The sequence below is a fragment of the Lysobacter sp. 22409 genome (genome assembly GCF_052045105.1).
GTDB lineage: Bacteria > Pseudomonadota > Gammaproteobacteria > Xanthomonadales > Xanthomonadaceae > Lysobacter > Lysobacter antibioticus_B.
In genome coordinates this window covers 1-23,658 of sequence record NZ_JBQEOE010000003.1, presented here as the reverse complement: position 1 = coordinate 23,658, position 23,658 = coordinate 1, and the positions used below count along the sequence as shown (strand labels likewise).

The following is a 23,658-nucleotide window of genomic DNA, read 5'->3' as shown; positions in this document are numbered from 1 at the left end:
AGGCAAATATTGTTCCGGCAAGCGCCGGTTAAGCCAAGTCGACGAATCGTGCACACAGGCGCTGTCCGCCTCATGCTCGCCGGCAGGTGGCTGATTTGTTGGGTTATTACCTGGCAAGAGCAGGTTCGACGGGCCACGCGGCGGGGCGCCGGCTGCCGTCGGGAACACTCAGCTCGGAAGGCTCAGTGCCCAAACATCCAGGACGATATGGGCCACCACCAGTGGCCAGAGCCGGCCGGTGCGGGCGTACAGCCAGGCGTACAGCAAGCCCATCGGCACGATCGAGATCACCCCGACGCTGCCCTGGTAGAGGTGGTAGGCGGTGCGGATCGCGGTGCTCAGGTGGATCGCGGTCCAGGTGCTGCGGCGCTCGCGCATCGCCGTGATCAGATAACCGCACACCAGGGCTTCCTCGTAAAAGCCGTTCACCACCGAGGCCGCGAGCCGCATCGGCCAGCCGATGTCGCTGGCGACCGGCACCGCTTCGTCGACCGGCGGCAGGCTCAGGCCGAACGCGAGCGCCAGGGCCTGCAGCAGCCAGAACAGCATCGCGGTCAGTACGGCCAGGGCCAGGCCCAGCGGCAGGTCGGTTTTCGCCGGTGCCGGGCCGAGCCTGGCCAGGTTCCAGCCGCGCAGCGACAGGAACACCGCGAGCACCGCCAACACCGGGATTTCCAGGCTCAGGATCGAAGCCAGCCCGGCGCCGTCGATCGGTGTCGGCGGTTGCGGGTAGGCGACGGCGGTCAGGCTGCCGAGGACCGGCCAGGCGAACGCCAGCACCAGCACGAAGACGAATTCGTTGCGCGCCGAAAGCGACTTGATCCAGCGGTCCATGCCTGTGCCGGTCGTGAGTGAGGCGGTGACTCAGGTCCTGCGCAGGACCAGTTCGAGGACGAACTTACTGCCGAAGAAGGCCAGCACCAACAGGATCATCGCCGCCAGGGTCCAGCGCACCGCAGTGGTCCCACGCCAGCCGTAACGCCAGCGCCCCAGCAGCAGTCCGCCGAAGGCCAGCCAGGACAGCACGCTGAGCACGGTCTTGTGCACAAGATGCTGGGCGAACAGGTTCTCGACGAACAGCACCCCGGTCAGCAGGGTCGCGGTCAACAGGGCGAAGCCGACCGCGATGGTGCGGAACAACAGGCTTTCCAGCTCGACCAGCGGCGGCAGGGCGCGCAGCCAACCGTGGAACTCGCGCCGGCGCAGGGCGCGTTCCTGCAGCCACAGCATCAACGCGAACAGGGCGGCGACGGCCAGGGTGGCGTAGGCGAGCAGGGCGAACCAGGCGTGCAACTGCAGGCGCCAGTCCAGCGGCGCGGGATGCTGGACGTGGCCGTTGAACTGATAGGCGCCGAGCATCAGCGCGGCGAGCGGGAACACGACCACCCCGAGCGCGGCCATGCGCCCGGAGGCGCCGACGATCGCGGTCAGCGCGGCCATGCCCAGGCCGACCAGCGACAGCGCGGCGAAGAAATGCAGGTCGGCACCGCCAGCGGCGCGCCAGGCGAGGAAGTGGGCGGCGCCGTGCAACAGCACCGCCAGATTGGCCGGCAGCAGCCACAACCGCGCCTGTCGCCCGACGTCGTGGCGCACCGCTGCGATCAGCAGTCCGCTGGCGACGAGGTAGAGCGCGACGGCGATGAGAACGATTGTCATCGCGGCAGTGTGGCATAGCGGCATGGCGATCTGCAGCGACCGGATGGCGGATTCGCGCGCCGGGCTATACTTCGCGGTCTTATCAGACCCATACGGCAAGGCCGCCCGGCATCGTCCCGGTCGCGCCGGCCCCAACGCAGGTAGCGCGCGCATGTTCGAATCCCTGACCCAACGCCTCTCCGGCACCATCGAGCGCCTGCGTGGCCGCGGCCGTCTGACCGAGGAAAACATCCGCGAATCGCTGCGCGAGGTCCGCATCGCCCTGCTCGAGGCCGACGTGGCCCTGCCGGTCGTGCAGGCCCTGATCGAGCGCATCAAGATCCGCGCGGTCGGCCAGGAAGTGCTGAAGAGCCTGACCCCGGGCCAGGCCCTGATCAAGGTGGTGCGCGACGAGCTGACCACGGTCATGGGCTCGCAGGCCGCCGACCTGAACCTCAACGTGCCGGCGCCGGCGGTGATCCTGATGGCCGGTCTGCAAGGCGCCGGCAAGACCACCACTGTCGGCAAGCTCGCCAAGCATCTGCGCGAGCGCCGCAAGAAGAAGGTCATGGTGGTCTCGGCCGACGTCTACCGCCCGGCCGCGATCGAGCAGCTCAAACAGCTTGCCGAGCAGGTCGAGGTGTTGTTCTTCGCCTCGGACTCGTCGCAGAAGCCCGTGGACATCGTCCGCGCGGCGATCGCCGACGCGCGCAAATCGTACGTCGACGTGCTGCTGGTCGATACCGCCGGCCGCCTCGCCATCGACGAAGCGATGATGAGCGAGATCAAGGCGCTGCACGCCGCCGCCGCGCCGGTCGAGACCCTGTTCGTGGTCGACTCGATGACCGGCCAGGACGCCGCGATCACCGCCAAGGCCTTCAGCGAAGCCCTGCCGTTGACCGGCGTAGTGCTGACCAAGACCGACGGCGACGCCCGCGGCGGCGCGGCCTTGTCGGTGCGCTACGTCACCGGCCGCCCGATCAAGTTCATCGGCGTCGGCGAGAAGCCCGACGGCCTCGACGTGTTCCACCCCGATCGCGTCGCCAGCCGCATTCTCGACATGGGCGACGTGCTGTCGCTGGTCGAGCAGGTCGAGCAGCAGGTCGACAAGGACAAGGCGCAGAAGCTCGCCGAGAAGGTCGCCAAGGGCAAGAAATTCGACCTCAACGACATGAAGGACCAGCTCGAGCAGATGCAGAACATGGGCGGCCTGCACGGCCTCATGGACAAGCTGCCGGGCATGGGCCAGATCCCCGAGTCGGTCAAGAACCAGGTCACCGGCAAGGAAGTGCCGCGCATGGTCGCGATCATCAATTCGATGACCAAGAAAGAGCGCCGTAACCCGGGCCTGCTCAACGGTTCGCGCCGCGCGCGCATTGCCAAGGGCGCGGGCCTGACCCCGGCCGACGTCAACAAGCTGATGAAGCAGTATCAGCAGATGGAAAAGATGATGAGCAAGCTGTCCGGCGGCGGCATGAAGGGTTTGATGCGCGGCATGAAGGGCATGATGGGCGGTCGCGGCGGCATGCCGTTCCGCTGATCGTGCGTCGCGCGTGCCGATAAAAAACGGCGGCCGTTCGGTCGCCGTTTTGGTTTTATGCGGATTCGATGTGCAACGAGTTCGGCCTGAGCCGAGCCGGCGGCCTGACCTCTGCGACAGCCGGCTCAGCTGCAGCCACTACGGGGCTGGAAGCGGCTTTGTTCAGGAATGAGGCCCCGGAAGCCCACGATTCGGCCCGATTCGGGCTTGGGGCAGGGCCCGGGTTTGCCCAAGCCGCGGAATCGGTTAGACTTTCCGGCTTACCCCGTCATTCCGACGGCTGGGCAACACAGGAAAGCAGACCCCATGGTCAAGATTCGACTGACCCGCGGCGGCGCCAAGAAGCGTCCGTTCTACCACATCATCGTCACCGACAGCCGCAGCGCCCGCGACGGCCGCAACATCGAGCGCGTCGGTTTCTACAACCCGGTGGCCGCCGGCGCCGAAAAGCGCGTCGAGCTCAACGTCGAGCGCGTGAAGCACTGGGTCTCCCAGGGCGCGCAGCTGACCGAAAAGGTCGCCGACCTGTACAAGCAGGCCGTCAAGGCCGCTCCGGCCGCCTGAGCCGGCGGGCCGCGCGCCTGGCGCGCGGCCCGATTACCGCACCGATGACAGATTCCACGCGCCGCATCCTGCTGGGCAGGGTGCTTGGCGCTTTCGGTCTTCGCGGCGAAGCCAAGCTCGAGTCCTGGACCGAGCCGCGCGTTGCGATCTTCCGCTACCAGCCCTGGATCGTGCGCGACCCGCAGGGCCGCGAGCGCGAGCTTTCGGGCGTGCGCGGGCGCGAAAGCGGCAAGTACCTGATCGCCAATTTCCCCGAAGTCACCGATCGCGACACGGTCGAGGCCATGCACGGCACCGAGATCTACGTGCCGCGTTCGGCGCTGCCGCCGCCCAAGGCCGGCGAATACTACTGGGTCGACCTGGAAGGCCTGCGCGTGGTCACGACCGAGGGCGTTTCGCTCGGCACGGTCTCGCACCTGTTTTCCACCGGCGCCAACGACGTGCTGGTCGCCCGCGACGACACCCGCGAGCGCATGATTCCGTTCGTACTCCCGCAGTACGTCACTTCGGTCGATTTCGACAACAATACGGTCACGGTCGACTGGGATCCCGAGTTCTAGGAACGAGTGAAGAGGAACGAGGAACGAATGCGTTCCCGTCTCTCTCGCAGCGTTTCGGCAGTTCCCGCATTGCCACTCGTTTTTCTTTACTGGGCACTCGTTCCTCGCTCCCATGCGCATCGACGTCATCAGCCTGTTCCCCGAATTCGTCGCCCAGTGCGCCGCGTTCGGCGTGGTCGGCCGTGCCGGCGAACGTGGGCTGCTGTCGCTGCACGGCTGGAATCCGCGCGATTACGCCGAGGGCAACTACCGCCGCGTCGACGAACGTCCGTTCGGCGGCGGTCCCGGCATGGTGATGCTGATCGAGCCGCTGCGTGCCGCGATCCGCGCCGCGCGCGCGGCCGATCCGACCCCGGCGCGGGTGGTCTATATGAGCCCGCAAGGCGTGCGCCTGGACCAGGCCAAGGTCCGCGAACTGGCCGCCCACGAGCGCCTGATCCTGTTGTGCGGCCGCTATGAAGGCGTCGACGAGCGCCTGATCCAGGCCGAGGTCGACGAGGAAGTCTCGATCGGCGACTACGTCCTGTCCGGCGGCGAACTCGCTGCGGCGGTGATCGTCGATGCGGTCGCCCGGCTCCAGGACGGCGCCCTCAACGACGCCGAGTCGGCGGTCCAGGACAGTTTCGAGGACGGCCTGCTCGACTGCCCGCATTACACCCGCCCGGTCGAGCACGAGCTCGGCGGCGTGCCGGTGGTGCTGATGTCGGGCAACCACGCCCATATCGCGCGCTGGCGCCGGCAACAGGCGCTGGGCCGGACCTGGCAGCGCCGGCCCGACCTGCTCGACGAGGCGGCTTTGTCCAAGGCCGACCGCAAGCTGCTGGAGGCCTACCGGGCCGAGCTGGCCGCCTCGCAGGCCGCCGCAGAGCCGGGCGAGGGCGGGGCTGGAAGCGTTTCCAGTGCCGATCAGGCCCCGGCCAAGGCTCCCGGCCCGGGTCGGACGGCCTGAGACGGGCAGCCCAAGCTGGCAACCCGATAAAAAATGCCGCTATAATTAGCCGCTTAGCCGTACCCATTTGCTGTACCGATGCCATGACGCGGGTCCACGTGCACTCGCGCAACAACTAATCCAACAGGCCGCACCCATGAACAAGCCCTCTATCCACACCCTGCTGCAGAACTTCGAAGCCGAACAGATCCAGCGCAAGCTGCCCGACTTCAGCCCCGGCGACACCGTCGTGGTCAACGTCAAGGTCAAGGAAGGCAACCGCGAGCGCGTCCAGGCCTATGAAGGCGTGGTCATCGCCAAGAAGAACGGCGGCCTGAACTCCTCGTTCACCGTTCGCAAGATTTCGCACGGCTTCGGCGTCGAGCGCGTCTTCCAGACCCACAGCGCGATCATCGACTCGGTCGACGTCAAGCGCCGCGGTAAGGTTCGCGCCGGCAAGCTGTACTACCTGCGCGGCCTGGAAGGCAAGAAGGCCCGCATCAAGGAAGACCTCGCTGCCTACGCGCGCGCCAAGAGCGCTGCCGCGGCTACCGCAGCCGAGTAATCCCGTCGCCGCGCCTCACCGCGCAGCGCATCGAACGGCCGCCGCAAGGCGGCCGTTTTCGTTTCCGGCGGCGTCAGGCCGAAGCGAAACAGCGGCGGCTGGAACGGGCCGGTTCTCGCCGGCTTTCGACGTCGCCGCCGCGCTGCTGACGCAGCCGCCGAGCGCGTCCGCGACATAGGCCGCAACGGCCCCGCTTTTCGACCGCTCCCGGAATATACGCCGGGGCCGGTTCGCGCTAGATTCCCGACGCGGCGCCGCCCGCACGATGCCGCCCCCGCGGCAGGAGAGCGCAACGTGAATCCCGGTTTGTCCGAAGGCGATATCTGCACCTATCTGCGCAGCGACGGCGCCTGGGGATTCTTCTGGGTGCAGCGTATCGATGCCTTGCCCGACGGCCGCGACGCCTTGTCGCTGCGCAAGTTCGACACCCACACCGCCGAGGAAGTGCTGCGCGAGCACGTCGACGAGGTCGCCGAACTCAAGAGCCTGCGCCTGCTCGGCCATTTCCCCATCGTCGGCACGCGCGTGGCCGAGGTCGAGCCGCGGGTAATCGGCCATCTGCCGGTACGCGAGAGCGACCTGGAGGGCTACCGCATCTGGCGCGAGGCCTTCGACAAGGGCGAGGCCGGGGTATTTACGCTGCCGTTGCAGGACATCTGACCCTGCACGCCGGCATGGCGGCCCACGAATCTGCAGCGTCTACGCGCCGCAATGCCGAGCTACGCGGCCGTCAGCGAACAGGGCGCTCGCGCGCAGGTGTGCCGACGCTGTCGATCTCGCCGCTCTCGTCGTTCTCTTCAGGACTCGCATCGGCCACCGGCGCAGGCGGTGGCGCGGCGATTTCGGCCGGAGTGGCGATGGTCCGGGTGGCGATCGGCGCGACGACGCGCTCGGGCGCGGCCATCATCCGCGAACGTCGCCAGCCGCCCCAGCGGTAATAGGCGATCGACATCAGCATCGAGCACAGCGCGCTGACTGGGAAACTCCACCACAGCGCATCGGTGCCGATCACCGGCTGCAGCAAGGTCGCGAACGGCACGCGGATGCCCCATAGCGCGAAACCGAGGATCAACAACGGCGGCACCACCGCGCCGGTCGCGCGCACCACGCCGGAAATCACGAAGGTCACGCCGAAGAACAGGAACGACCAGATCGCGATGTGGTTGAGATGGCGCGCGATCTCGAACGATGCGCTGCCTTCCGGCAGGAACAGCGCCAGGGTGTAGCGGTCGAACAGGATCAGCGGCACGATCAGCGCGCCGGTCATGAGGAAGTTGAAACCGGTGCCGGTGCGCGCGGTCGCGTCGACGCGGTCCCAACGCCCGGCGCCGACGCTCTGCGCGGCGATCGACGAACAGGCCGCGCCGATCGCCATCGCCGGCATCTGCACATAGGTCCACAACTGCAGCGCGGCGCCATAGCCGGCTGCGGTGCCGGTGCCGTGGGCGTTGACCAGGCTGATCATCGCGATCATCGCCAACGAGATCAGCACCATCTGCAAACCCATCGGCACGCCCTTGACGATCAACGCGCGTAACACGGTCGGGTCGATCTTCAGCAGATGCGCGTCCTGGCGGCCGAGCCAGAGCACGTGGCGCTTGCGTCGCAGATACAGCAGCATCGCCATCAGGCCCAGGCCCTGGGCGAAGAAGGTCGAGGCCGCCGAGCCGGCGATGCCGAGCGCGGGGATCGGCCCCCAGCCGAAGATCAGCAAGGGGTTGAAGGCGATGTCGAGCACCACCGCCATCAGCAGGAAGCGGAACGGCGTGCGCGAATCGCCGGCGCCGCGCAGGGCCGCCGAGATGAAGGCGAAGGCGTACAGGAACGGCATCGACAGGAAGATCACCCGCAGGTAGTCCTCGGCCAGCGGCAGCGCCGCCGCCGGCGTGCCCATCGCGCGCAACACCGGATCGGCCATGAACCAACCGGCCGCGGCGATCAGCGCCGACAGGCCGATGAAGAAGGTCGCGCTGGTGCCCATGACCCGGCGCGCGCGCGCGGTGTCCTTGGCGCCGATCGCCTGGCCGATCAGGATCGTCGCGGCCATGCCGATGCCGAAGATCGAACCGATCAGGAAGAACATAATGTTGTTGGCGTTCGCGGTCGCGGTCAGCGCGGCTTCGCCGAGATAACGCCCGACCCAGATCGAGTTGATCGAGCCGTTGAGCGACTGCGCGGCGTTACCGGCCATGATCGGCAGCGCGAAAGCGATCATCGTGCGTCCGATCGGACCTTCGGTCAGCAGATGGCTGCCGCGTGAGGGGCTGGGGGCCATGACGGGATCCGTGCGGAGTCGGCGCAGTATGCCGGCTGATCGGTGAGCGGGTCGTCGCCCTGCCTGCGTCGGCAGCGGGAACGTCGGCCCGCGGCCCTCAGTTGCAGTGTAGGAATGCAGTGGTATCTTTCGCGCCGATGAGCAAGCAAGAGATTCCTTCGCCGCCGCCGCAGGCCTCGGTCCGTCTGGATCTGTGGTTGTGGGCGGCGCGTTTCTTCAAGACCCGCAGCCTGGCGCGGCAGGCGGTCGAGACCGGCAAGGTCGAGATCGGCGGTCAGCGCGGCAAGGCCTCGCGCGCGCTGCGCGTCGGCGACGCCTTGCGCATCGCGCGCGGCGAGGAAATGTTCGAGATCGCCGTGACCGGGCTCAGCGATACGCGCGGGCCGGCGAGCGTCGCCCAGACTCTGTACGCGGAAACCGAAGCCTCGCGCCTTGCCCGCGAGCAGGCGCGGGCGATGCGCGTGGCCGAACGCAATGGCTATCGCGCGCCGGAGACCAAGCCCGACAAGCGCGCGCGGCGCTTGATCAAAGCCCTGGGCGATATCGACGCGCTGTGAGTCGCGCGCGTGTCGCCGTTCGATAACGGCGAATCGATGGCGGCGAAAACGAAAACGGCTGCGCCTGGGCGCAGCCGTCGTCGATACATCGGGAAAACCAGCCTGGATTCAGCGCTGGCCGCCGCCGAGCAGGCCGCCGCCGATCTTGAGCAGATCGCCCAGGCCCAACTGGCCGTCGCCGTCCTGGTCGAGCACCGCGCCGAGCAGGCCGCCGCCGAGGCCGCCCTGCTGGGAAATACGCTGCTCTTCCTGGCCGAGCACCTGGCCGAGCGCCTGCGGCGATGCCGCCTGGTTGCCGCCCGACATCATGCGTTGGGCGAGATAGGACAGCACGATCGGCGCCAGTACCTTCAACAGCGTATTGGCCTGGCTGCCGCCGAGACCGGTGGCCTGGCCGAGACCTTCCGCCGCGGTTTCCTGGCGGCCGCCGAAGATGTGGCCGAGGATGCCGGCGCCGTCGGTCTGCCGGCTTGCGCCGCCGCCGAGCACCGCACCGAGCACGCTGCCGATGTCGAGACCGCTGCCGACGCCGGCGTGGTCGCGTTGCAGCGCGCCGAACAGCGCCTCGGCGCCTTGCGGCTGGCTGGCGTTGCGGCCGAGCGCGCCGAGCAGCAAGGGCAGGGCGGCGCTCACCGCGTTCTGCGTCTGCGGTTGCGACAGCCCGAGCTGGCTGCCCAGTTGCGCCAGCGGCTGGCCCTGGAGTTGGTTGAGAAGGTCGTCGGTCAGCGAAGCGCTCATCGGGGTCGGTCCGTTGCAAGGAACCCAGATGCTAGCGCCGGCCGGTGAGCTTGGGGTGAGATTCGCGGGTTTTTTTCGATAGCACACTTACCCGCCGATAAGCGGGCGATAGAAGGGCGATAAACGAAGATTCATGCGCTCCATGGCGATCCGTCGCTCGGGCCGCGAGGCGCCGACTCGCGCAGCTACCGGCTCGGAAACGCAACGGGCCGGCCATCCGGCCGACCCGTTCGAGTGGAAGCCGTGCTGGCCAGGCTCAGGCGAGGTCGAAGCGATCCGCGTTCATCACCTTGTTCCAGGCGGCGACGAAGTCGTGGACGAACTTCTCCTGCGCGTCCGAGCTCGCATACACCTCGGCCAGCGCGCGCAACTGCGAGTGCGAGCCGAACACCAGGTCGACGCGGGTCGCCGTCCACTTCAGTTCGCCGCTCTTGCGGTCGCGCCCTTCGAACACGTCCTTGGCGTCCGAAACCGGCTTCCACACCGTGCTCATGTCGAGCAGGTTGACGAAGAAGTCGTTGCTCAGCGCATCGGCGCGATGGGTGAACACGCCGTGCCGGCTCGGGCCGACGTTGGTGCCGAGCATGCGCAGGCCGCCGACCAGCACGGTCAGTTCCGGTGCGCTCAGATCGAGCAACTGGGCCTTGTCGATCAGCAACGATTCGGCGCTGACCTCGTACTTGCCCTTGAGGTAGTTGCGGAAGCCGTCGGCGATGGGTTCGAGCACGGCGAAGGAATCGACGTCGGTCTGCGCGGCCGTGGCGTCGGTGCGTCCCGGAGCGAACGGCACCTTGACCGGATGGCCGGCGTTCTTCGCCGCCTGCTCGACGCCGGCGGCGCCGGCCAGCACGATCAGGTCGGCCAGCGAAACCTTCTTGCCGCCGGATTGCGCGGCGTCGAAGTCTTGCCGGATCGCTTCCAGGGCCGACAGCACCTTGGCGAGTTGCGCCGGCTGGTTGACCTCCCAATCCTTCTGCGGGGCCAGGCGGATGCGCGCGCCGTTGGCGCCGCCGCGCTTGTCGGAGCCGCGGAAGGTCGAGGCCGAAGCCCAGGCGGTCGAGACCAATTGCGAGATCGGCAGGCCCGAAGCCAGGATCTTGCTCTTGAGCGCGGCGATGTCCTGCTCGTCGATCAGCGGATGGTCGACGGCCGGAACCGGGTCCTGCCAGATCAGTTCTTCGGCCGGGACTTCCGGGCCGAGGTAGCGCGCGCGCGGGCCCATGTCGCGATGGGTCAGCTTGAACCAGGCGCGGGCGAAGGCGTCGGCGAGTTGATCCGGGTTTTCCAGGAAGCGGCGCGAGATCTTTTCGTAGGCCGGATCGAAGCGCAGCGACAGGTCGGTGGTCAGCATGGTCGGCGCGCGGCGCTTGTTCGGGTCGTGCGCGTCGGGAATGGTGCCGGCGCCGGCGCCGTCCTTCGCGATCCACTGGTGCGCGCCGGCCGGGCTCTTGCTCAGTTCCCATTCGTAGCCGAACAGGTTTTCGAAGAACTGGTTGCTCCACTGCGTCGGCGTGCTGGTCCAGGTGACTTCCAGGCCGCTGGTGATCGAATCGCCGCCGAGGCCGCTGCCGAAGCTGCTGGCCCAGCCCAGGCCCTGTTGTTCGAGATCGCCGCCTTCGGGCTCGCGGCCGACGTGCGATTCGGGACCGGCACCGTGGGTCTTGCCGAAGCTGTGGCCGCCGGCGATCAGAGCGACGGTTTCCTCATCGTCCATGGCCATGCGCGCGAAGGTCTCGCGGATGTCGCGAGCCGCCGCGAGCGGGTCGGGGTTGCCGTTCGGGCCCTGCGGATTGACGTAGATCAGGCCCATCTGCACGGCGCCGAGCGGGTTCTCCAGGACGCGGTCGCCGGAGTAGCGCTTGTCGCCGAGCCAGGTGGTTTCGGTGCCCCAGTAAACGTGTTCTTCCGGCTCCCACACGTCGGCGCGGCCGCCGGCGAAGCCGAAGGTCTTGAAGCCCATCGACTCCAGGGCGACGTTGCCGGTGAGGATCATCAAGTCGGCCCAGGAAATCTTGTTGCCGTACTTCTGCTTGATCGGCCACAGCAGGCGGCGGGCCTTGTCGAGGTTGCCGTTGTCCGGCCAGCTGTTGAGCGGGGCGAAACGCTGTTGGCCGGCGCCCGCGCCGCCGCGGCCGTCGAAGGTGCGGTAAGTGCCGGCGCTGTGCCAGGCCATGCGGATGAACAAGGGGCCGTAATGGCCGAAGTCGGCCGGCCACCACTCCTGCGAGTCGGTCATCAGCGCGTGCAGATCGTTCTTGACCGCGGCCAGGTCGAGGCTCTTGAAGGCTTCGGCGTAGTCGAAGCCCTCGCTCATCGGGTCGGCATGCGGGGTCTGTTGGTGCAGGACCTTGAGGTTGAGCTGGTTAGGCCACCAGTCGCGGTTGGAGGTGCCGCCACCGGCGGTGTGATTGAAGGGGCATTTGCTTTCGTTTGACATGGCTACGTGCCTTTGAGGATGTGGATCCGGCGACTGGGGACGTGGGGCTGGGGGGCGCAACGATGTGCGCACGGGCCGCCCTGGAGCGGCTCGTGCAAGTTCTTCAGGAGGGGGGCGACGGATCGGTCGATCGATCGTCGTGCGATGAAAGCGATCCGTGCGAGTGCGCCGAGGCAAGATGCGGACATTCGCGTACCGGACCGTCGAGGGCGGTGGTCGGCGACATCGGGTGTGGTTCGTCCTGTTGGCTCATCGCTGGCGTTCCGTGTCACGAAGGGACGAGGGAACGATAGGCCGGGACCATCCGCATGTGAAATCGATCCTTTCGACTTATCCGATAGAGAACGGCTATGGACGGCGATGCGCGACGGCGGCACCGCCGTTCCATCCAAGACGGATCATGGAAGGCTTATCGCTGCGAGGCCGTGACCGCCTGACGGATTCGGAAGGGTCGTACAGCCTGCCGATTCGATCGCGGCCGACGGCCGGGAGGAGCAGGAGCGACTCGAGCCGCGACCGCGTGGGCACGGCCGGTGATGCTCTCGCGGCTTGCGCCGCTCCTACCCATGAGATGTGCGGCGCATCAGGCGCCCATCAGCCGCCCTGCATGACGTCGAACTCGCCGCCGAGCACGCGGTCGAGGCGGCCGCTGCGCCAGCCGCGCACGCCGTCGCGGACCAAGGGCGAGGGCGACTCGCGGTAACGCCGGCTGATGCGCCGCTCGCCTTCGGCCGCGGCCTGGGCGACGCGCGCGCGGCCCGGCAGGTCCGGCGCCACCTGCACCGACAACGAGACGCGGCGGGTGACGCCGTCCTCTTGGTCTTCGAGCACGTGCAGGCCGGACTCGGCCTGCAGCAGGTCGAAGGCGCCGAAACCGCTCACCGCCAGCCAGGCCTTGCAGCGCTCGGCGTCCTGGCGCAGCACTTCCACGCGCATGTTGCGGCGCTGCGCCCAGGCCAGGTACATCGCCAGCAGGCGCTGCCACCACAAGCGCAGGTCGGGGCCGTGGCGCAGGTGCGCGGCTTCGTCGGTATCGATTTCGATCAAGGCATCCTGCGGGCGCTGTTCGCGAACGGCGTCGACCGCCAGGCCGAGCAGGAACAGCAACTGGGCGATGCGGCCGGCGAATTCGTCGTTGCCGCCGTCCTCGCGCAAACGATGGTGCATGCGATGGGCGGTATCGAGCGCGCTCTCGATGCGGTCGCGACGTTCGATGCGGTCGAGCACCAGATGGCGGTCGCCGGCGTTCCAGAAATCGGCTTCGGCCATGCGCGCGTAATCGGCTTCGCGCGCCGAGACCCAGTCCTGCGAGGTCACGGTGAGGTCGAGCTGCTGCAGGCGGGCATCGAGCCGCGCCACCGACGCCGCCGTGGCCGACGGCGCATGCACCAGATCGCGCAGGTCGCCGGCGTCGGCGGGCGCGGCGACTTCGGCCACGGCGCCGTCGTTGCGCCGCGACGCGTCGGGATCGATGAACTGCACGTCGAGCTGGTCGCCGGCGCTGCGCACGAACAGGAACTGGTCGCCCTGCGGCGCGCGGTGTTCGACGATGCTGCGCGCCAGGGGGGCGAGCAGGTAGTGCTCGATCGCGCGGCGCAGCGGCCGCGCGCCGAGGTCGGGGGTGAAGCCGCGGTCGAGCAGGAACTCGATCGCCGAGGGCTCCCATTCCACCGCCCAGTCGCGATTGCGCAGGCCGCGCCGGGTCAGCACGCGCTTGAGCTCCTTGTGCAGGATCTCGCGCATCAGGCTGCGGTCGAGCGGATTGAACAGCACGATGCGGTCGAGTCGGTTGAGGAACTCGCGGCGGAAGGTCTCGAACAGCGCCTTCTCGACCGCGTCGCGCGAATAACCGCCGCGCGCCGAGGTGAAACCCGGGCCGGCGCTGCGCGAAATGGTCGAGCCGACGTTGCTGGTCAGGATGATGATGCTGTGGCGGAAGTCGGCGGTGTGGCCGCTGCGGTCGCTCAGGCGAGCATCGTCGAACACCTGCAGGAACAGATCCCAGACTTTCGGATGGGCCTTCTCGAACTCGTCCAGCAACACCACCGAGAACGGCTGCTCGCGGATGCGCGAGGTCAGCGAACGCACGCCGCTCTGGCCGCCTTCGTCGGCGGTCAGGCGCCAGGCCGAGTCCTCGGACTGGAACTCGCTCATGTCCAGGCGCAGCAGGCGCTCGTCGCTGCCGAACAAGAGCTCGCCGAGCGCTTTGGCCAGTTCGGTCTTGCCGGTGCCGGTGGGGCCGGCGAACAGGAACACGCCGATCGGGCGGCTGCTGTCGATCAGCCCGGCCTTGAGCATGGCGATGCGGTCGAGCAGGGCGTCGACGGCTTCGTCCTGGCCGATCACGCGCTGACGGAAAAACGCGCGCAGACGGTCGAGGTCGAGGCTCTGGCGGTCGTCGATGACGTCGAGCGGCAGGCCGCTGCGCTGGGCGATGGTCGCCAGCAGGCGCTCGGCGTCGAGCGGCAGCGCCGGCGGCGCTTCCGCCAGCGCGCTCTGCAGCGCGTCGTTGAGCAGGCGCAGCAGGCGGCCGGGTTCTTGTTGCTCGGGGAAATACTGGGCGGCCATGCGCGCGCCCTCTGCCAGCGCGCGCGGGTCGGCGACCGGGCGACCGAGGCGTTCGCCTTCCAAACGCGCCCACTCGGCGGCGATCGCCTCCAGCGCATCGGCTTCGGTCGGCAACAGCGGCACGATTTCGACGTGGTGCTTGATGACCGGACGTGCGATCAGCAACTGCGCCAACTGGCGCGGGGTGATCTCGCCGATCACCCGCAGCTGGCCGCGCTCGATCGCCGGCAGCACCAGGTCGAGCAGGCCGCGCGGGTCGCGCGAGTGCGAGCCCTTGGCGAGCAGGTCGAAGAACTCCGGCGCGCGCCACACCGCGCGCTTGCGGTTGAGCACGCCGAGCATCTCGCGTACCCGCTCTTCGAGCTCGCCGATGTAGCTCTGGCCGGATAGGATCTCGGCCGCCGAAGCCTCGAACACCAGCCAGCCTTCGGCCTGCAGGCGCTCGGCCAACAGGTCGATCAGCACGGTCTTGCCGACGCCGTGTTCGCCGGAGACCAGCACCGAGGCGGCGTCGTCGCCCGACAGCAGTTCGTGCAGGCGTTCGAGTTGGCGGGCGAGGGCGTCGTGGACGATGCGCGTCTGCGCCTTGGCGCTGGCGTTGACCCGGCCGAAGGCGCCGAGCACGCGGCTTTCGCGGCGCGCATTGGTGGCGTGTTCGGCCTGCTCGATCAGCGGTTCCAGCAGCGGCGACTGGAAGCGCTTCAGGGTGTCGCGCAACTGCGTCGCGGCGTGCTCCTCCAGTTCCTCCAGCACCGGCGCGGCCGGCGCCGGCCCGAATTGTTCGGCCCATTGCAGGTAGTCGCGCAGTTGCTGGCGCACCGGGGCGAAGTCCCACCACCACGGCTGGGCATGGCGCAGCAGCTTGGGCAGCTCGCTGGCGTCGGGGCGGGTGCGCAGGTACTCGACCAGGAAGTGCAGCGGGTAACCGCCGAACTGGCCGACGTGCTCGAACACCGGGTCGAGCGCGACGTCGCTGCGGCGCGGCAGGGCCTTGGTGATCATCGATTGCAGCACGTAGCCGGTGCCGCTGAGCTGGCGCACCAGGTCGGCGGCGCTGAAGGCTTCGCTCGCGACCAGATCGACGCCTTGGTGGAACTCGGGCAGGGCGAGCAGCTCCTGCGGACGCTGGATGCGTTCGTCGATCGCATCGATGGAACGGACCAACCGAAGTAAGCGATCCTCTGGTGCTTCGGCCGTTTCCGAAGTCGATTCAATCGGTGCTTCGGCTTCGTTTTGGATTTGCTCGACAGCCGGCGTGTTTTCCGTATCCGCCCGCGGCGTATCCGTCGAGGCAGCGACGATCGCCGCCTGCGGCCGATACAGACGCGCGAGAATCAGGCCGGCGATCAGGCCGACGACGAGTAATAGGGCTTCCACATGCGCTCCGGTGTCCGTTCCGGGCATTAGTTTAGCGGTTCGTCCGATAGGGACCGTGCGCTATGACTGTCGGCGGCGATGTGGCTTGCAGCCGCTATCGATCTTCCCGCCGTCCTCCCCGCGCAGGCGGGGATCCAGAGACTTCAGAGTAATGCCGCGGTAGAGCCCTGGATCCCCGCCTTCGCGGGGATGACGGGATTATCGGGGCGGACCGCGGCGGGCAACCAAGCGGCACCCGTCTGCGTCGTCACGGTACTCTGCGCTCAAGCCAGCGCTTTGATTCGATACAGCGCTTCCAAGGCCTGTTTCGGCGTCAGTTCGTCCGGATCGACTTCGGCCAGCGCATCCAACGCCGCCGACGAGGTCGCGAACAGACCGAACTGCTGCGGTTGGTCGAGCGCGGCGGTGGCGAACGAGGGCTTGGGCGTCTCGCGACCTTGTTGTTCCAGCTCGATCAAACGCCCGCGCGCCTGCTTGACCACCGACTTCGGCAGGCCGGCCAACGCGGCGACCTGCAAGCCGAAGCTGCGATCGGCCGGGCCGTCCTTGACCGCATGCATGAACACCAGTTGGTCGCCGTGCTCGACCGCGTCCAGGTGGACGTTGGCGATGCCGTTGCCGGGCTCGGCCAATGCGGTGAGCTCGAAGTAATGCGTCGCGAACAAGGTGTAGGCGCGGTTGCTGTGGGCCAGGTGGCGCGCGCAGGCCTCGGCCAGGGCCAGGCCGTCGTAGGTCGAGGTGCCGCGGCCGATCTCGTCCATCAGCACCAGCGACTGGTCGGTGGCGTGATGCAGGATGTAGCTGGTCTCGCTCATCTCGACCATGAAGGTCGACTGGCCGCGGGCGAGGTCGTCGCCGGCGCCGATGCGGGTCAGGATGCGGTCGATCGGGCCGATCAGCGCGCGCGAAGCGGGCACGAAGCTGCCGATGTGGGCGAGCAGCACGATCAGCGCGTTCTGGCGCATGTAGGTCGACTTACCGCCCATGTTCGGGCCGGTGATCACCAGCATGCGGCGGCCATTGTCCTCATCGAGAATCAGGTCGTTGGGCTCGAACGGGTCCTTGCGCACCGCCTCGACCACCGGGTGGCGGCCGCGTTCGATGCGCAGGCCGGGCGTGTCGCCGAGTTCCGGCTGCGACCAGTCCAGCGCCTGCGCGCGTTCGGCGAAACCGCACAGCACGTCGAGCTCGGCCAGGGCCGCGGCGCAATGCTTGAGCGGCTCCAGGCGTTCGTTGAGGGCATCGAGCAATTGTTCGTACAGCAGCCGCTCACGCGCGAGCGAGCGCTCGCGCGCCGACAACACCTTGTCCTCGAACTGCTTGAGTTCCTCGGTGATGTAGCGCTCGGCGTTGCTGAGCGTCTGCCGCCGGGTGTAGTGGGTCGGCGCCTTGTCGGCTTGGCCCTTGCTGATTTCGAGGTAGTAACCGTGGACGCGGTTGTAGCCGACCTTGAGCGTGGCGATGCCGCTGCTGGCGCGTTCGCGCGCTTCCAGGTCGACCAGGAACTGATCGGCGTTGGTCGACAAGGTGCGCAGCTCGTCGAGCTCGGCGTCGTAGCCGGTGGCGAATACGCCGCCGTCGCGGGCCAGCACCGGCGGCTGCGGCACGATGGCCTCGGCCAGCAGATGCGCGTGGGCGTCGTGTTCGCCGAGTTCGGCGCCCAGCGCGTTGAGGCGCGGCGCATCGAGCGGCGCCAGAGTGGCGCGCACGTCCGGCAACAGGCCGAGGCCGTCGCGCAGAGTCGACAGGTCGCGCGGGCGCGCGCTGCGCAGGGCGATGCGCGAGAGGATGCGTTCCAGATCGCCGAGCGCGCGGAAGCGTTCGCGGATGTCGTCGCCGGCGCGGCTTTCGATCAAGGTCGCGACCGCCTGGTGGCGATGACGCAGGACGCTGCGGTCGCGCAGCGGGCGGTGCAGCCAACGCCGCAGCAGGCGCCCGCCCATCGGCGTCACGGTGCTGTCGAGCACGCCGAGCAGGGTGGTGCGGCTGTCGCCGTCGACGCGGCTGTCGAGTTCGAGATGGCGGCGGGTGGCCGCGTTCATCGCGATCGCGCCGTCGCCGGATTCGATCGCGATCGAAGTCAGGTGCGGCAGGCGTTGCTTCTGGGTTTCCTCGACATAGCCGAGCAGGGCCGCGGCGGCGGCGATCGCCAGCGGCTTGTCTTCCAGGCCGAAGCCGCTGAGATCGTGCAGGCCGAAGAAACGCAGCAACTGGCGGCGGCCGCTGTCGACGTCGAACAGCCACGGCGGACGACGGCGCATGCCGTTGCGTTCGGCCACGAACGGCGGCCAGCCGTCTTCGTCGGCGACCAACAGTTCGGCCGGCTCCAGCCGGGCCAGTTCGGCTTCCAGCGCGTCTTCGCTGGCGACTTCGTTGACCAGGAAGCGGCCCGAGGCCAGATCGGCCCAGGCCACGCCGTAAGAGTGCTTGCCGCGAGCGACCGCCAGCAACAAGGTGTCGCGGCGTTCGTTGAGCAGGGCCTCGTCGGTGACCGTGCCCGGGGTGATGATGCGCACCACCTTGCGTTCGACGATGCCCTTGGCCAGGGCCGGGTCGCCGATCTGTTCGCAGATCGCCACCGACTCGCCGAGCGCGACCAGGCGGGCGAGATAGCCTTCGGCCGAATGGTGCGGCACGCCGGCCATCGGGATCGGTTGCCCGGCCGAGTTGCCGCGCTGGGTCAGGGTGATGTCGAGCAGTCGCGCCGCCTTGCGGGCGTCGTCGTAGAACAGCTCGTAGAAATCGCCCATGCGGAAGAACATCAGTACGTCCGGATGCTCCGCCTTGGCGGCGAAGAACTGGCGCATGAGCGGGGTATGGGCGTCGAGATTGCGGGCGCTGGAGGAGTCTGGGGCGGACACGAAATACCGGGTGTTCTGATGCGGGAGGAGCCGGCGCGCTGGGGCTGCAGGCGGGCGCACAGTATGCCAGCCGGGCTGAGGGCCCGCGCCGCGCTGGCCTGTGTTGCCGGGGCGGGACTGGCCCGCGTGCGATGCGCACGCTCAGCGGCCGTTCGCGGTCCGATACAGCAGCAATCGTCCGGCGTCCTCGCCGACCCACCAATGGCCGTCGTGCGACACCGCGACCGGCTTGGCCGAGCTGTCGGCCGGGGCGACGAATCCGGCCGGCACGGCGCGCGGCGGTTGCGTGCGTTTGCCGGCGACGCCGCCCGGGTCGCTGGCGGCATCGGCGACGCCGGCCGGTAACGGCTCGGCCGGATAGCGGGTGAGACCGCAGTGCAGGTCGATCCAGACCGGATGGCGCAAGGGCCCGACGCCGTCGGAATGGCCGTAGCCGGCGGCAGCGAGGCCGTCGCCCGCGGTGCCGAGCGCGCGGCTGAGGTCGGCGGCTTCGCTGCGGCAGCCGAGGCGGCCGTCGCGCCAGCGCTCGGCATGGTCGCCGACCAGCCACAGGTCGCCGTCGGGCGCGTAGGCGAGGTCGGCGATCTCGCTGTCGGTGGCGAAGTCGACGACGCGGTCGGTGTGCAGGTCGAGCACGTGCCAGCGTTTGCCGTCGCTCCAGGCGAGCAGCGCCCGACTCGGGTGAAACGCGACCGCGCCGGCTCCGGCGAGCAGACGCGGCGGTGCGGCTTCGGCGGTGGCCGACGCGGTGGGCGATGCAAGGGCAGGGCGCACGGCGCCGGCCCGGCAGGCCGGCAACAGGGCGACCGCACAGGCGATCGCGAGACAAAGGCGGTGCGCGTGGCGACTCATGTGCGGACCAGTCTAGCCATCGCGAGGCGAGGCGCCGCGGCCTGGGTCACGGTACCTGGCCGATGCCCATGCGATCCCAGACCGCCTCCAGCCCGCCCTGGCGATGGCTTTGCATCATGTTGCGCGCATCGCCGGCGTCGAAGCCGGGGTGGTATTCGACGTGCGGACGGTCGGTAAACCCTTGCCAGTTGCCGCCCCATTCCAGGCCCTGGGCGACGGCGATTTCGCCGTAACGGTCCCAGTTGTTGGTCTCGGCCCAGCTCGGCCGGCCGTTGGCGTCGTTGAAGACCAGGTCGACCGCGACACCGTAGTTGTGCCAGGACTGGCCGGCGCGCGCGTTGGTGACCCGGTTGCCCGGCGCGGTGCGGCCCTGCGCGTACAGCGTGTCCTGTTCGGCGAAGGTGCGATAGGCGGTGTCCACGCGCATGTTCATGCCTTCGCGGCGCGCCTGTTCGATCACCGCGGTGACGCGATTGGCGACTTCCTGATTCAGATTGGGGTCGGCGAGGCGGCCGCGCGGATCGGCGGCATGCAGGTCGACCAGGGTCCGGGTCTGCGCGCCGATTTGTTCGGTCAGTTGCACGCGGGTGCCGATGTTGTCGTAGACGCTGCGCGCGGCGGCTTCGTTGGCGAGCTGGACGGTGCCGTCGTTGCGGATCGTGCCGACGGTGCGGCCCTCGGCATCGAGCAGATTGCCGTTCTGGATGCCGTAGGTGACGCCGTCCAGGGTCAGGGTGCCGGCGTCGGGCGTCAACGAGGACGGTGTCGCCTGCGGGTTCAAGCTCACTTCCGCTGCGCCCTGCAGATAGGTCGCGGTCGCCGCGTTCGGCGCGCTCATGAAGGAATTGAGCGATTCGACTTTCTGTTCTTCGCTGAGCTGGCCGAAATTGCGGTCGGCGACCAACTGGTCGAGCGCGGCGACCGCCTGCGGGTTCTGCGCCAGCTCGGCGCGGATCTCCTCCTCGCGCTCTTCGCTGATGCTCGGCGTGGCCTGGGCCTGGGTGGCCGAGGCGGTGGATTGCGATTCGCTGCTGTGCGATGCGCCGTTGACGCTGTCCATGGGCGTAGTCCTTGTTCGGGGGAACGGCCGGAACTTCGCTGCCTGGGCGAGGTTCCACGGAAGGTTCGCCTGCATTGCACGCCGCATGCATCGCTGTCGCCACCTGGGATCGACCCTAGCGCCGGCGGACCGATGACGCAGTTTTCGTGCACGGCTGTGCAGTCGCGTTTGCGCATTCCGACACGACGCTGTCGTGCCCTCGCTTCGCGAACGCGCGAACGTTCGTTCGTTTTTAAGCCGCGAACCACGATGCGACGCGCTTCTGCGCTTTTGCTTGCGTTTGCCTACACAAAGGTGTTGCATCGCCGCATGACGTTCGTTAACAGCGTGCTAATTTCCGCACGCCGATTCGATCCACGCCTTACAGACTCAGGCCGCAATCGCTCACGGATTACGTATCGAACAAGGATGTGATCCGCGCAGGGGACGGCGCGGTATCGCAGACACGGGTCGGACCCCCGGACGCATGCCTTCATCTTGCGCACCCGCCGCACCGGACATCGAAGTCCAGCACGTCCCGAACGTTTTCAAACTTGGGGGAAACCAGATGATCGCTCGTCAGCCGGGTCGCAAGTCCTTGTCTTTGGCCATCGCCTTGTCAGTGGCGTCGCTCGCCGCGACCGCACAGGCGCAACAAACCGGTGCTGCCCCCGCCGAAGAGGAGGCCACGACCTTGGCCGGCCTCACCGTGACCGCGCAAAAGCGCGAGGAGGCCATGCAGGACGTGCCGATCTCGATCACCGCCTTGCCCGAGCAGTTGCTGCAGGACACCGGCGTGCGCGACGTCAAGGACCTGCAGGTGCTGGTGCCCGGCCTGACCGTGAGCAGCACCCAGAGCGAAGTGCAGACGGTGGCGCGCATCCGCGGCATCGGCACGGTCGGCGACAACGCCGGCCTGGAGTCCTCGGTCGGCGTGGTCATCGACGGCGTCTACCGCCCGCGCAACGGCGTCGGCTTCGGCGACCTCGGCGAGATCGAGCGTATCGAAGTGCTGAAGGGCCCGCAGGGCACGGTGTTCGGCAAGAACACCTCGGCCGGTGTCATCAACGTCATCACCCGCCGGCCGAGCTACGACACCACGGTCGAGGGAGAGCTGACCATCGGCAACTACGGCGCGGTCGGTCTGGCCGGCTCGTTCAATACCGCGATCGGCGAGAACGCCGCCTTCCGCGTCTACGCCGGCAAGCGCAAGCGCGACGGTTTCACCAACGTCGAGATCGGCCGCGGCCCGCGCGGCGAGCGCGAGGACGGCGACCAGAACTTCCACACTTTGCGCGGTCAGCTGCTGTTGGAGCCGACCGAGAACCTCGACATCAACTTCATCGCCGACTACAGCAGCCGCGAAGAGAACTGCTGCGTCGGCCTGACCACGGTGCGTGGCCCGACCTCGGCGATCATCAATGCGCTGGTCGGCGGCACCGGCGTCGCGCCGGTCGCCGATCCGTTCGCGCGCGTGGCCTGGAGCAATCGCCCGACCACCCAGGACATCAAGGACAAGGGCATCTCGGCCGAGGTCAACTGGATTACGCCCTGGTTCGGTGGCGCCACCCTGACCTCGATCACCGCCTCGCGCGACTGGCAGGCCATGAACGGCCTGGACTTCGATTTCACCACCGCCGACCTGATCTACCGCAATCCGGACCCGGACGAATCCTTCACCGGCTTCAAGCAGTTCAGCCAGGAGTTCCGCCTGACCGGCGCGACCGACAAGCTCGACTGGATGTTCGGCTTGTTCTATGCCGACGAAGACCTCAAGCGCAACGATTCCTACAGCCTCGGCGCGCACTACGAGCCGTATCTGTCGACCGCGGTGCTGAGCCAGATCGCCGCGCGCTTCCCGGCCGGGCTGATCAACACCGCCAATGCCGCGACCTTCTTGTCGCAGGCTTCGGGCCGCCCGTTCGGCAGCAGTTTCGGCGGGCTCGGTGCGCTCGACCGCTACCAGCAGAACAGCAAGAGCGTGGCCTTGTTCACCAATAACACCTGGCATGCGACCGACGCCCTCGATATCACCTTGGGCCTGCGCTACACCAAGGAGAACAAGGAACTCGACTCGGTCTACAGCAATCCCAACGGCGGCCTCGGTTGCGGCGCGGCGCTGGCCAACCCGACCCGGGTCGGCGCGGCCCTGGCCGCACGCGGCGTGCCGGCCGCGGCGCGCGCGGCGCTGGTCCAGCAGGTGGTCGGCTTCATGTGCCTGCCGTGGGCCAACACCCTGCACAACGGCCGGGTGACCAACCAGGAACGCGACGAGAAGGAATGGTCGGGCACGATCAAGGCGGCCTACCGCTGGAACGAGCACGTCATGGGCTACGCCTCGGCCGCGCGCGGCTACAAGGCCGGCGGCTTCAACCTCGACCGCGTGCAGTCCTCCAACGGCCTGTCCTCGGGCACCGCCGGCATCGCCCCGGTCAACGACACCTCGTTCCCGGGCGAGTTCGTCGACAGCTACGAGCTCGGCGCCAAGACCACCTGGGCCGACGGCAATCTGCTGCTCAATGCGACCTTGTTCCACCAGACCTACACCGACTTCCAGCTCAACAGCTTCCTCGGCACCAGCTTCGTGGTGCGGTCGATCCCGGAGGTGGTGTCGCAGGGCATCGACACCGAGATCCTGTGGCAGACCGGGCTCAAGGGCCTGATGCTGCAGGGCGGCTTGATGTACGCCGACACCAAGTACGGCAACGACCCGCTGCCCGACGCCGACCTGGCCAAGTTGCCCGGCGCGCGGGCGAGCTTCGCGCCGCTGTGGTCGGCCTCGGCTTCGGCGACCTACCAGTGGGACTTCGGCGCCTCGCTGGTCGGCCGCTTCAACATCGGCGCCAAGTACTCGTCCGACTACAACACCGGTTCCGACCTGGACCCGGAGAAGGGCCAGGAGGCCTACACCGTGGTCAATGCGCGCCTGGGCATCGGCGCCAAGAACCGGCGCTGGATGGTCGAAGCCTGGGCGATGAACCTCACCGACGAGGAGTACAAGCAGGTCGGTTTCGACGCCCCGTTGCAGACCGGTTCCTGGAACGCTTTCCTCGGCGCCCCGCGCACCTACGGCGTGACCTTGCGGGTGATGTACTGAGCAATGCGGGAGCGGCGGCGACGCCGCTCTCTTTTTGCTGATCGCTCCAGTCTTTTGTAGGAGCG

17 protein-coding genes are annotated in these 23,658 nt (G+C 68.2%); 8 read left to right on the top strand and 9 right to left on the bottom strand.

The features are described from left to right. Positions 1–168: 168 nt before the first annotated feature. Together ACTJJK_RS02185 and ACTJJK_RS02180 are read right to left on the bottom strand one after the other, a co-directional pair. Complete coding sequence (locus ACTJJK_RS02185) at positions 169–834, bottom strand: CPBP family intramembrane glutamic endopeptidase (RefSeq protein ID WP_051884831.1); 666 nt, start codon at positions 832–834, stop codon at positions 169–171. A 30-nt stretch (positions 835–864) separates the two neighbouring features. Further along, a complete protein-coding gene (locus tag ACTJJK_RS02180) occupies positions 865–1,656 on the bottom strand; it encodes a cytochrome C assembly family protein (protein WP_223619386.1) in 792 nt (263 codons plus the stop codon). Positions 1,657–1,807: 151 nt separating this feature from the next. Between ACTJJK_RS02180 and ffh the strand changes: the two genes are divergently transcribed. The 6 genes from ffh (at position 1,808) to ACTJJK_RS02150 (ending at position 6,452) form a co-directional block, all read left to right on the top strand. Then, on the top strand, positions 1,808–3,175 hold the full coding sequence (gene ffh / locus ACTJJK_RS02175; protein ID WP_223619387.1) for a signal recognition particle protein: 1,368 nt from the start codon (positions 1,808–1,810) through the stop codon (positions 3,173–3,175). Between the two features lie 306 nt (positions 3,176–3,481). Further along, entirely contained in the window at positions 3,482–3,739 is a 258-nt protein-coding gene (gene rpsP / locus ACTJJK_RS02170) for a 30S ribosomal protein S16 (RefSeq protein WP_031371749.1), read from the top strand. A gap of 44 nt (positions 3,740–3,783) precedes the next feature. After that, entirely contained in the window at positions 3,784–4,299 is a 516-nt protein-coding gene (gene rimM, locus ACTJJK_RS02165) for a ribosome maturation factor RimM (protein ID WP_031371750.1), read from the top strand. A 112-nt stretch (positions 4,300–4,411) separates the two neighbouring features. Next, positions 4,412–5,248: a tRNA (guanosine(37)-N1)-methyltransferase TrmD gene (gene trmD, locus ACTJJK_RS02160; RefSeq protein WP_440729348.1), complete on the top strand. Its 837-nt coding sequence runs from the start codon at positions 4,412–4,414 to the stop codon at positions 5,246–5,248. A gap of 136 nt (positions 5,249–5,384) precedes the next feature. Beyond that, the gene (gene rplS, locus ACTJJK_RS02155) at positions 5,385–5,792 is read left to right on the top strand and encodes a 50S ribosomal protein L19 (RefSeq protein ID WP_223619390.1); all 408 of its coding nucleotides are present in this window, start codon (positions 5,385–5,387) and stop codon (positions 5,790–5,792) included. 294 nt (positions 5,793–6,086) lie between these two features. Then, positions 6,087–6,452, top strand: coding sequence for a hypothetical protein (locus ACTJJK_RS02150; RefSeq protein ID WP_152566190.1), 366 nt, complete (start codon positions 6,087–6,089; stop codon positions 6,450–6,452). Positions 6,453–6,522: 70 nt separating this feature from the next. Here ACTJJK_RS02150 and ACTJJK_RS02145 read toward each other — a convergent pair whose 3' ends face one another. Beyond that, positions 6,523–8,067, bottom strand: coding sequence for an MATE family efflux transporter (locus tag ACTJJK_RS02145; protein WP_440729347.1), 1,545 nt, complete (start codon positions 8,065–8,067; stop codon positions 6,523–6,525). 137 nt (positions 8,068–8,204) lie between these two features. On the opposite strand from ACTJJK_RS02145, the gene ACTJJK_RS02140 reads away from it, so the two are divergent. After that, complete coding sequence (locus ACTJJK_RS02140) at positions 8,205–8,624, top strand: RNA-binding S4 domain-containing protein (RefSeq protein ID WP_408953300.1); 420 nt, start codon at positions 8,205–8,207, stop codon at positions 8,622–8,624. 108 nt (positions 8,625–8,732) lie between these two features. Here ACTJJK_RS02140 and ACTJJK_RS02135 read toward each other — a convergent pair whose 3' ends face one another. The 6 genes from ACTJJK_RS02135 to ACTJJK_RS02110 form a co-directional block, all read right to left on the bottom strand. Continuing rightward, the gene (locus ACTJJK_RS02135; protein ID WP_440729346.1) at positions 8,733–9,362 is read right to left on the bottom strand and encodes a DUF937 domain-containing protein; all 630 of its coding nucleotides are present in this window, start codon (positions 9,360–9,362) and stop codon (positions 8,733–8,735) included. A 256-nt stretch (positions 9,363–9,618) separates the two neighbouring features. Further along, positions 9,619–11,799, bottom strand: a complete 2,181-nt coding sequence (katG, locus tag ACTJJK_RS02130; RefSeq protein ID WP_440729345.1) for a catalase/peroxidase HPI — start codon at positions 11,797–11,799, stop codon at positions 9,619–9,621. A gap of 594 nt (positions 11,800–12,393) precedes the next feature. Then, positions 12,394–15,531 (bottom strand): AAA family ATPase, encoded by a 3,138-nt coding sequence (locus ACTJJK_RS02125; RefSeq protein ID WP_440729344.1) that lies wholly within the window; start codon positions 15,529–15,531, stop codon positions 12,394–12,396. 476 nt (positions 15,532–16,007) lie between these two features. Continuing rightward, positions 16,008–18,551, bottom strand: a complete 2,544-nt coding sequence (gene mutS, locus ACTJJK_RS02120; RefSeq protein ID WP_440729416.1) for a DNA mismatch repair protein MutS — start codon at positions 18,549–18,551, stop codon at positions 16,008–16,010. A 195-nt stretch (positions 18,552–18,746) separates the two neighbouring features. Next, a complete protein-coding gene (locus tag ACTJJK_RS02115) occupies positions 18,747–19,379 on the bottom strand; it encodes a hypothetical protein (RefSeq protein ID WP_440729343.1) in 633 nt (210 codons plus the stop codon). A 124-nt stretch (positions 19,380–19,503) separates the two neighbouring features. Beyond that, complete coding sequence (locus ACTJJK_RS02110) at positions 19,504–20,517, bottom strand: M15 family metallopeptidase (protein WP_440729342.1); 1,014 nt, start codon at positions 20,515–20,517, stop codon at positions 19,504–19,506. A 547-nt stretch (positions 20,518–21,064) separates the two neighbouring features. On the opposite strand from ACTJJK_RS02110, the gene ACTJJK_RS02105 reads away from it, so the two are divergent. Continuing rightward, positions 21,065–23,593: a TonB-dependent receptor gene (locus ACTJJK_RS02105; RefSeq protein ID WP_440729341.1), complete on the top strand. Its 2,529-nt coding sequence runs from the start codon at positions 21,065–21,067 to the stop codon at positions 23,591–23,593. Positions 23,594–23,658: the final 65 nt, after the last annotated feature.

Bases quoted from the DNA above. Each gene is read 5' to 3' on its own strand.
- ACTJJK_RS02185 (WP_051884831.1), bottom strand. From the start codon at position 834: ATGGACCGCTGGATCAAGTCGCTTTCGGCGCGCAACGAATTCGTCTTC.
- ACTJJK_RS02180 (WP_223619386.1), bottom strand. From the start codon at position 1,656: ATGACAATCGTTCTCATCGCCGTCGCGCTCTACCTCGTCGCCAGCGGA.
- ffh (WP_223619387.1), top strand. From the start codon at position 1,808: ATGTTCGAATCCCTGACCCAACGCCTCTCCGGCACCATCGAGCGCCTG.
- rpsP (WP_031371749.1), top strand. From the start codon at position 3,482: ATGGTCAAGATTCGACTGACCCGCGGCGGCGCCAAGAAGCGTCCGTTC.
- rimM (WP_031371750.1), top strand. From the start codon at position 3,784: ATGACAGATTCCACGCGCCGCATCCTGCTGGGCAGGGTGCTTGGCGCT.
- trmD (WP_440729348.1), top strand. From the start codon at position 4,412: ATGCGCATCGACGTCATCAGCCTGTTCCCCGAATTCGTCGCCCAGTGC.
- rplS (WP_223619390.1), top strand. From the start codon at position 5,385: ATGAACAAGCCCTCTATCCACACCCTGCTGCAGAACTTCGAAGCCGAA.
- ACTJJK_RS02145 (WP_440729347.1), bottom strand. From the start codon at position 8,067: ATGGCCCCCAGCCCCTCACGCGGCAGCCATCTGCTGACCGAAGGTCCG.
- ACTJJK_RS02140 (WP_408953300.1), top strand. From the start codon at position 8,205: ATGAGCAAGCAAGAGATTCCTTCGCCGCCGCCGCAGGCCTCGGTCCGT.
- ACTJJK_RS02135 (WP_440729346.1), bottom strand. From the start codon at position 9,362: ATGAGCGCTTCGCTGACCGACGACCTTCTCAACCAACTCCAGGGCCAG.
- katG (WP_440729345.1), bottom strand. From the start codon at position 11,799: ATGTCAAACGAAAGCAAATGCCCCTTCAATCACACCGCCGGTGGCGGC.
- mutS (WP_440729416.1), bottom strand. From the start codon at position 18,551: ATGCGCCAGTTCTTCGCCGCCAAGGCGGAGCATCCGGACGTACTGATG.
- ACTJJK_RS02110 (WP_440729342.1), bottom strand. From the start codon at position 20,517: ATGGACAGCGTCAACGGCGCATCGCACAGCAGCGAATCGCAATCCACC.
- ACTJJK_RS02105 (WP_440729341.1), top strand. From the start codon at position 21,065: ATGATCGCTCGTCAGCCGGGTCGCAAGTCCTTGTCTTTGGCCATCGCC.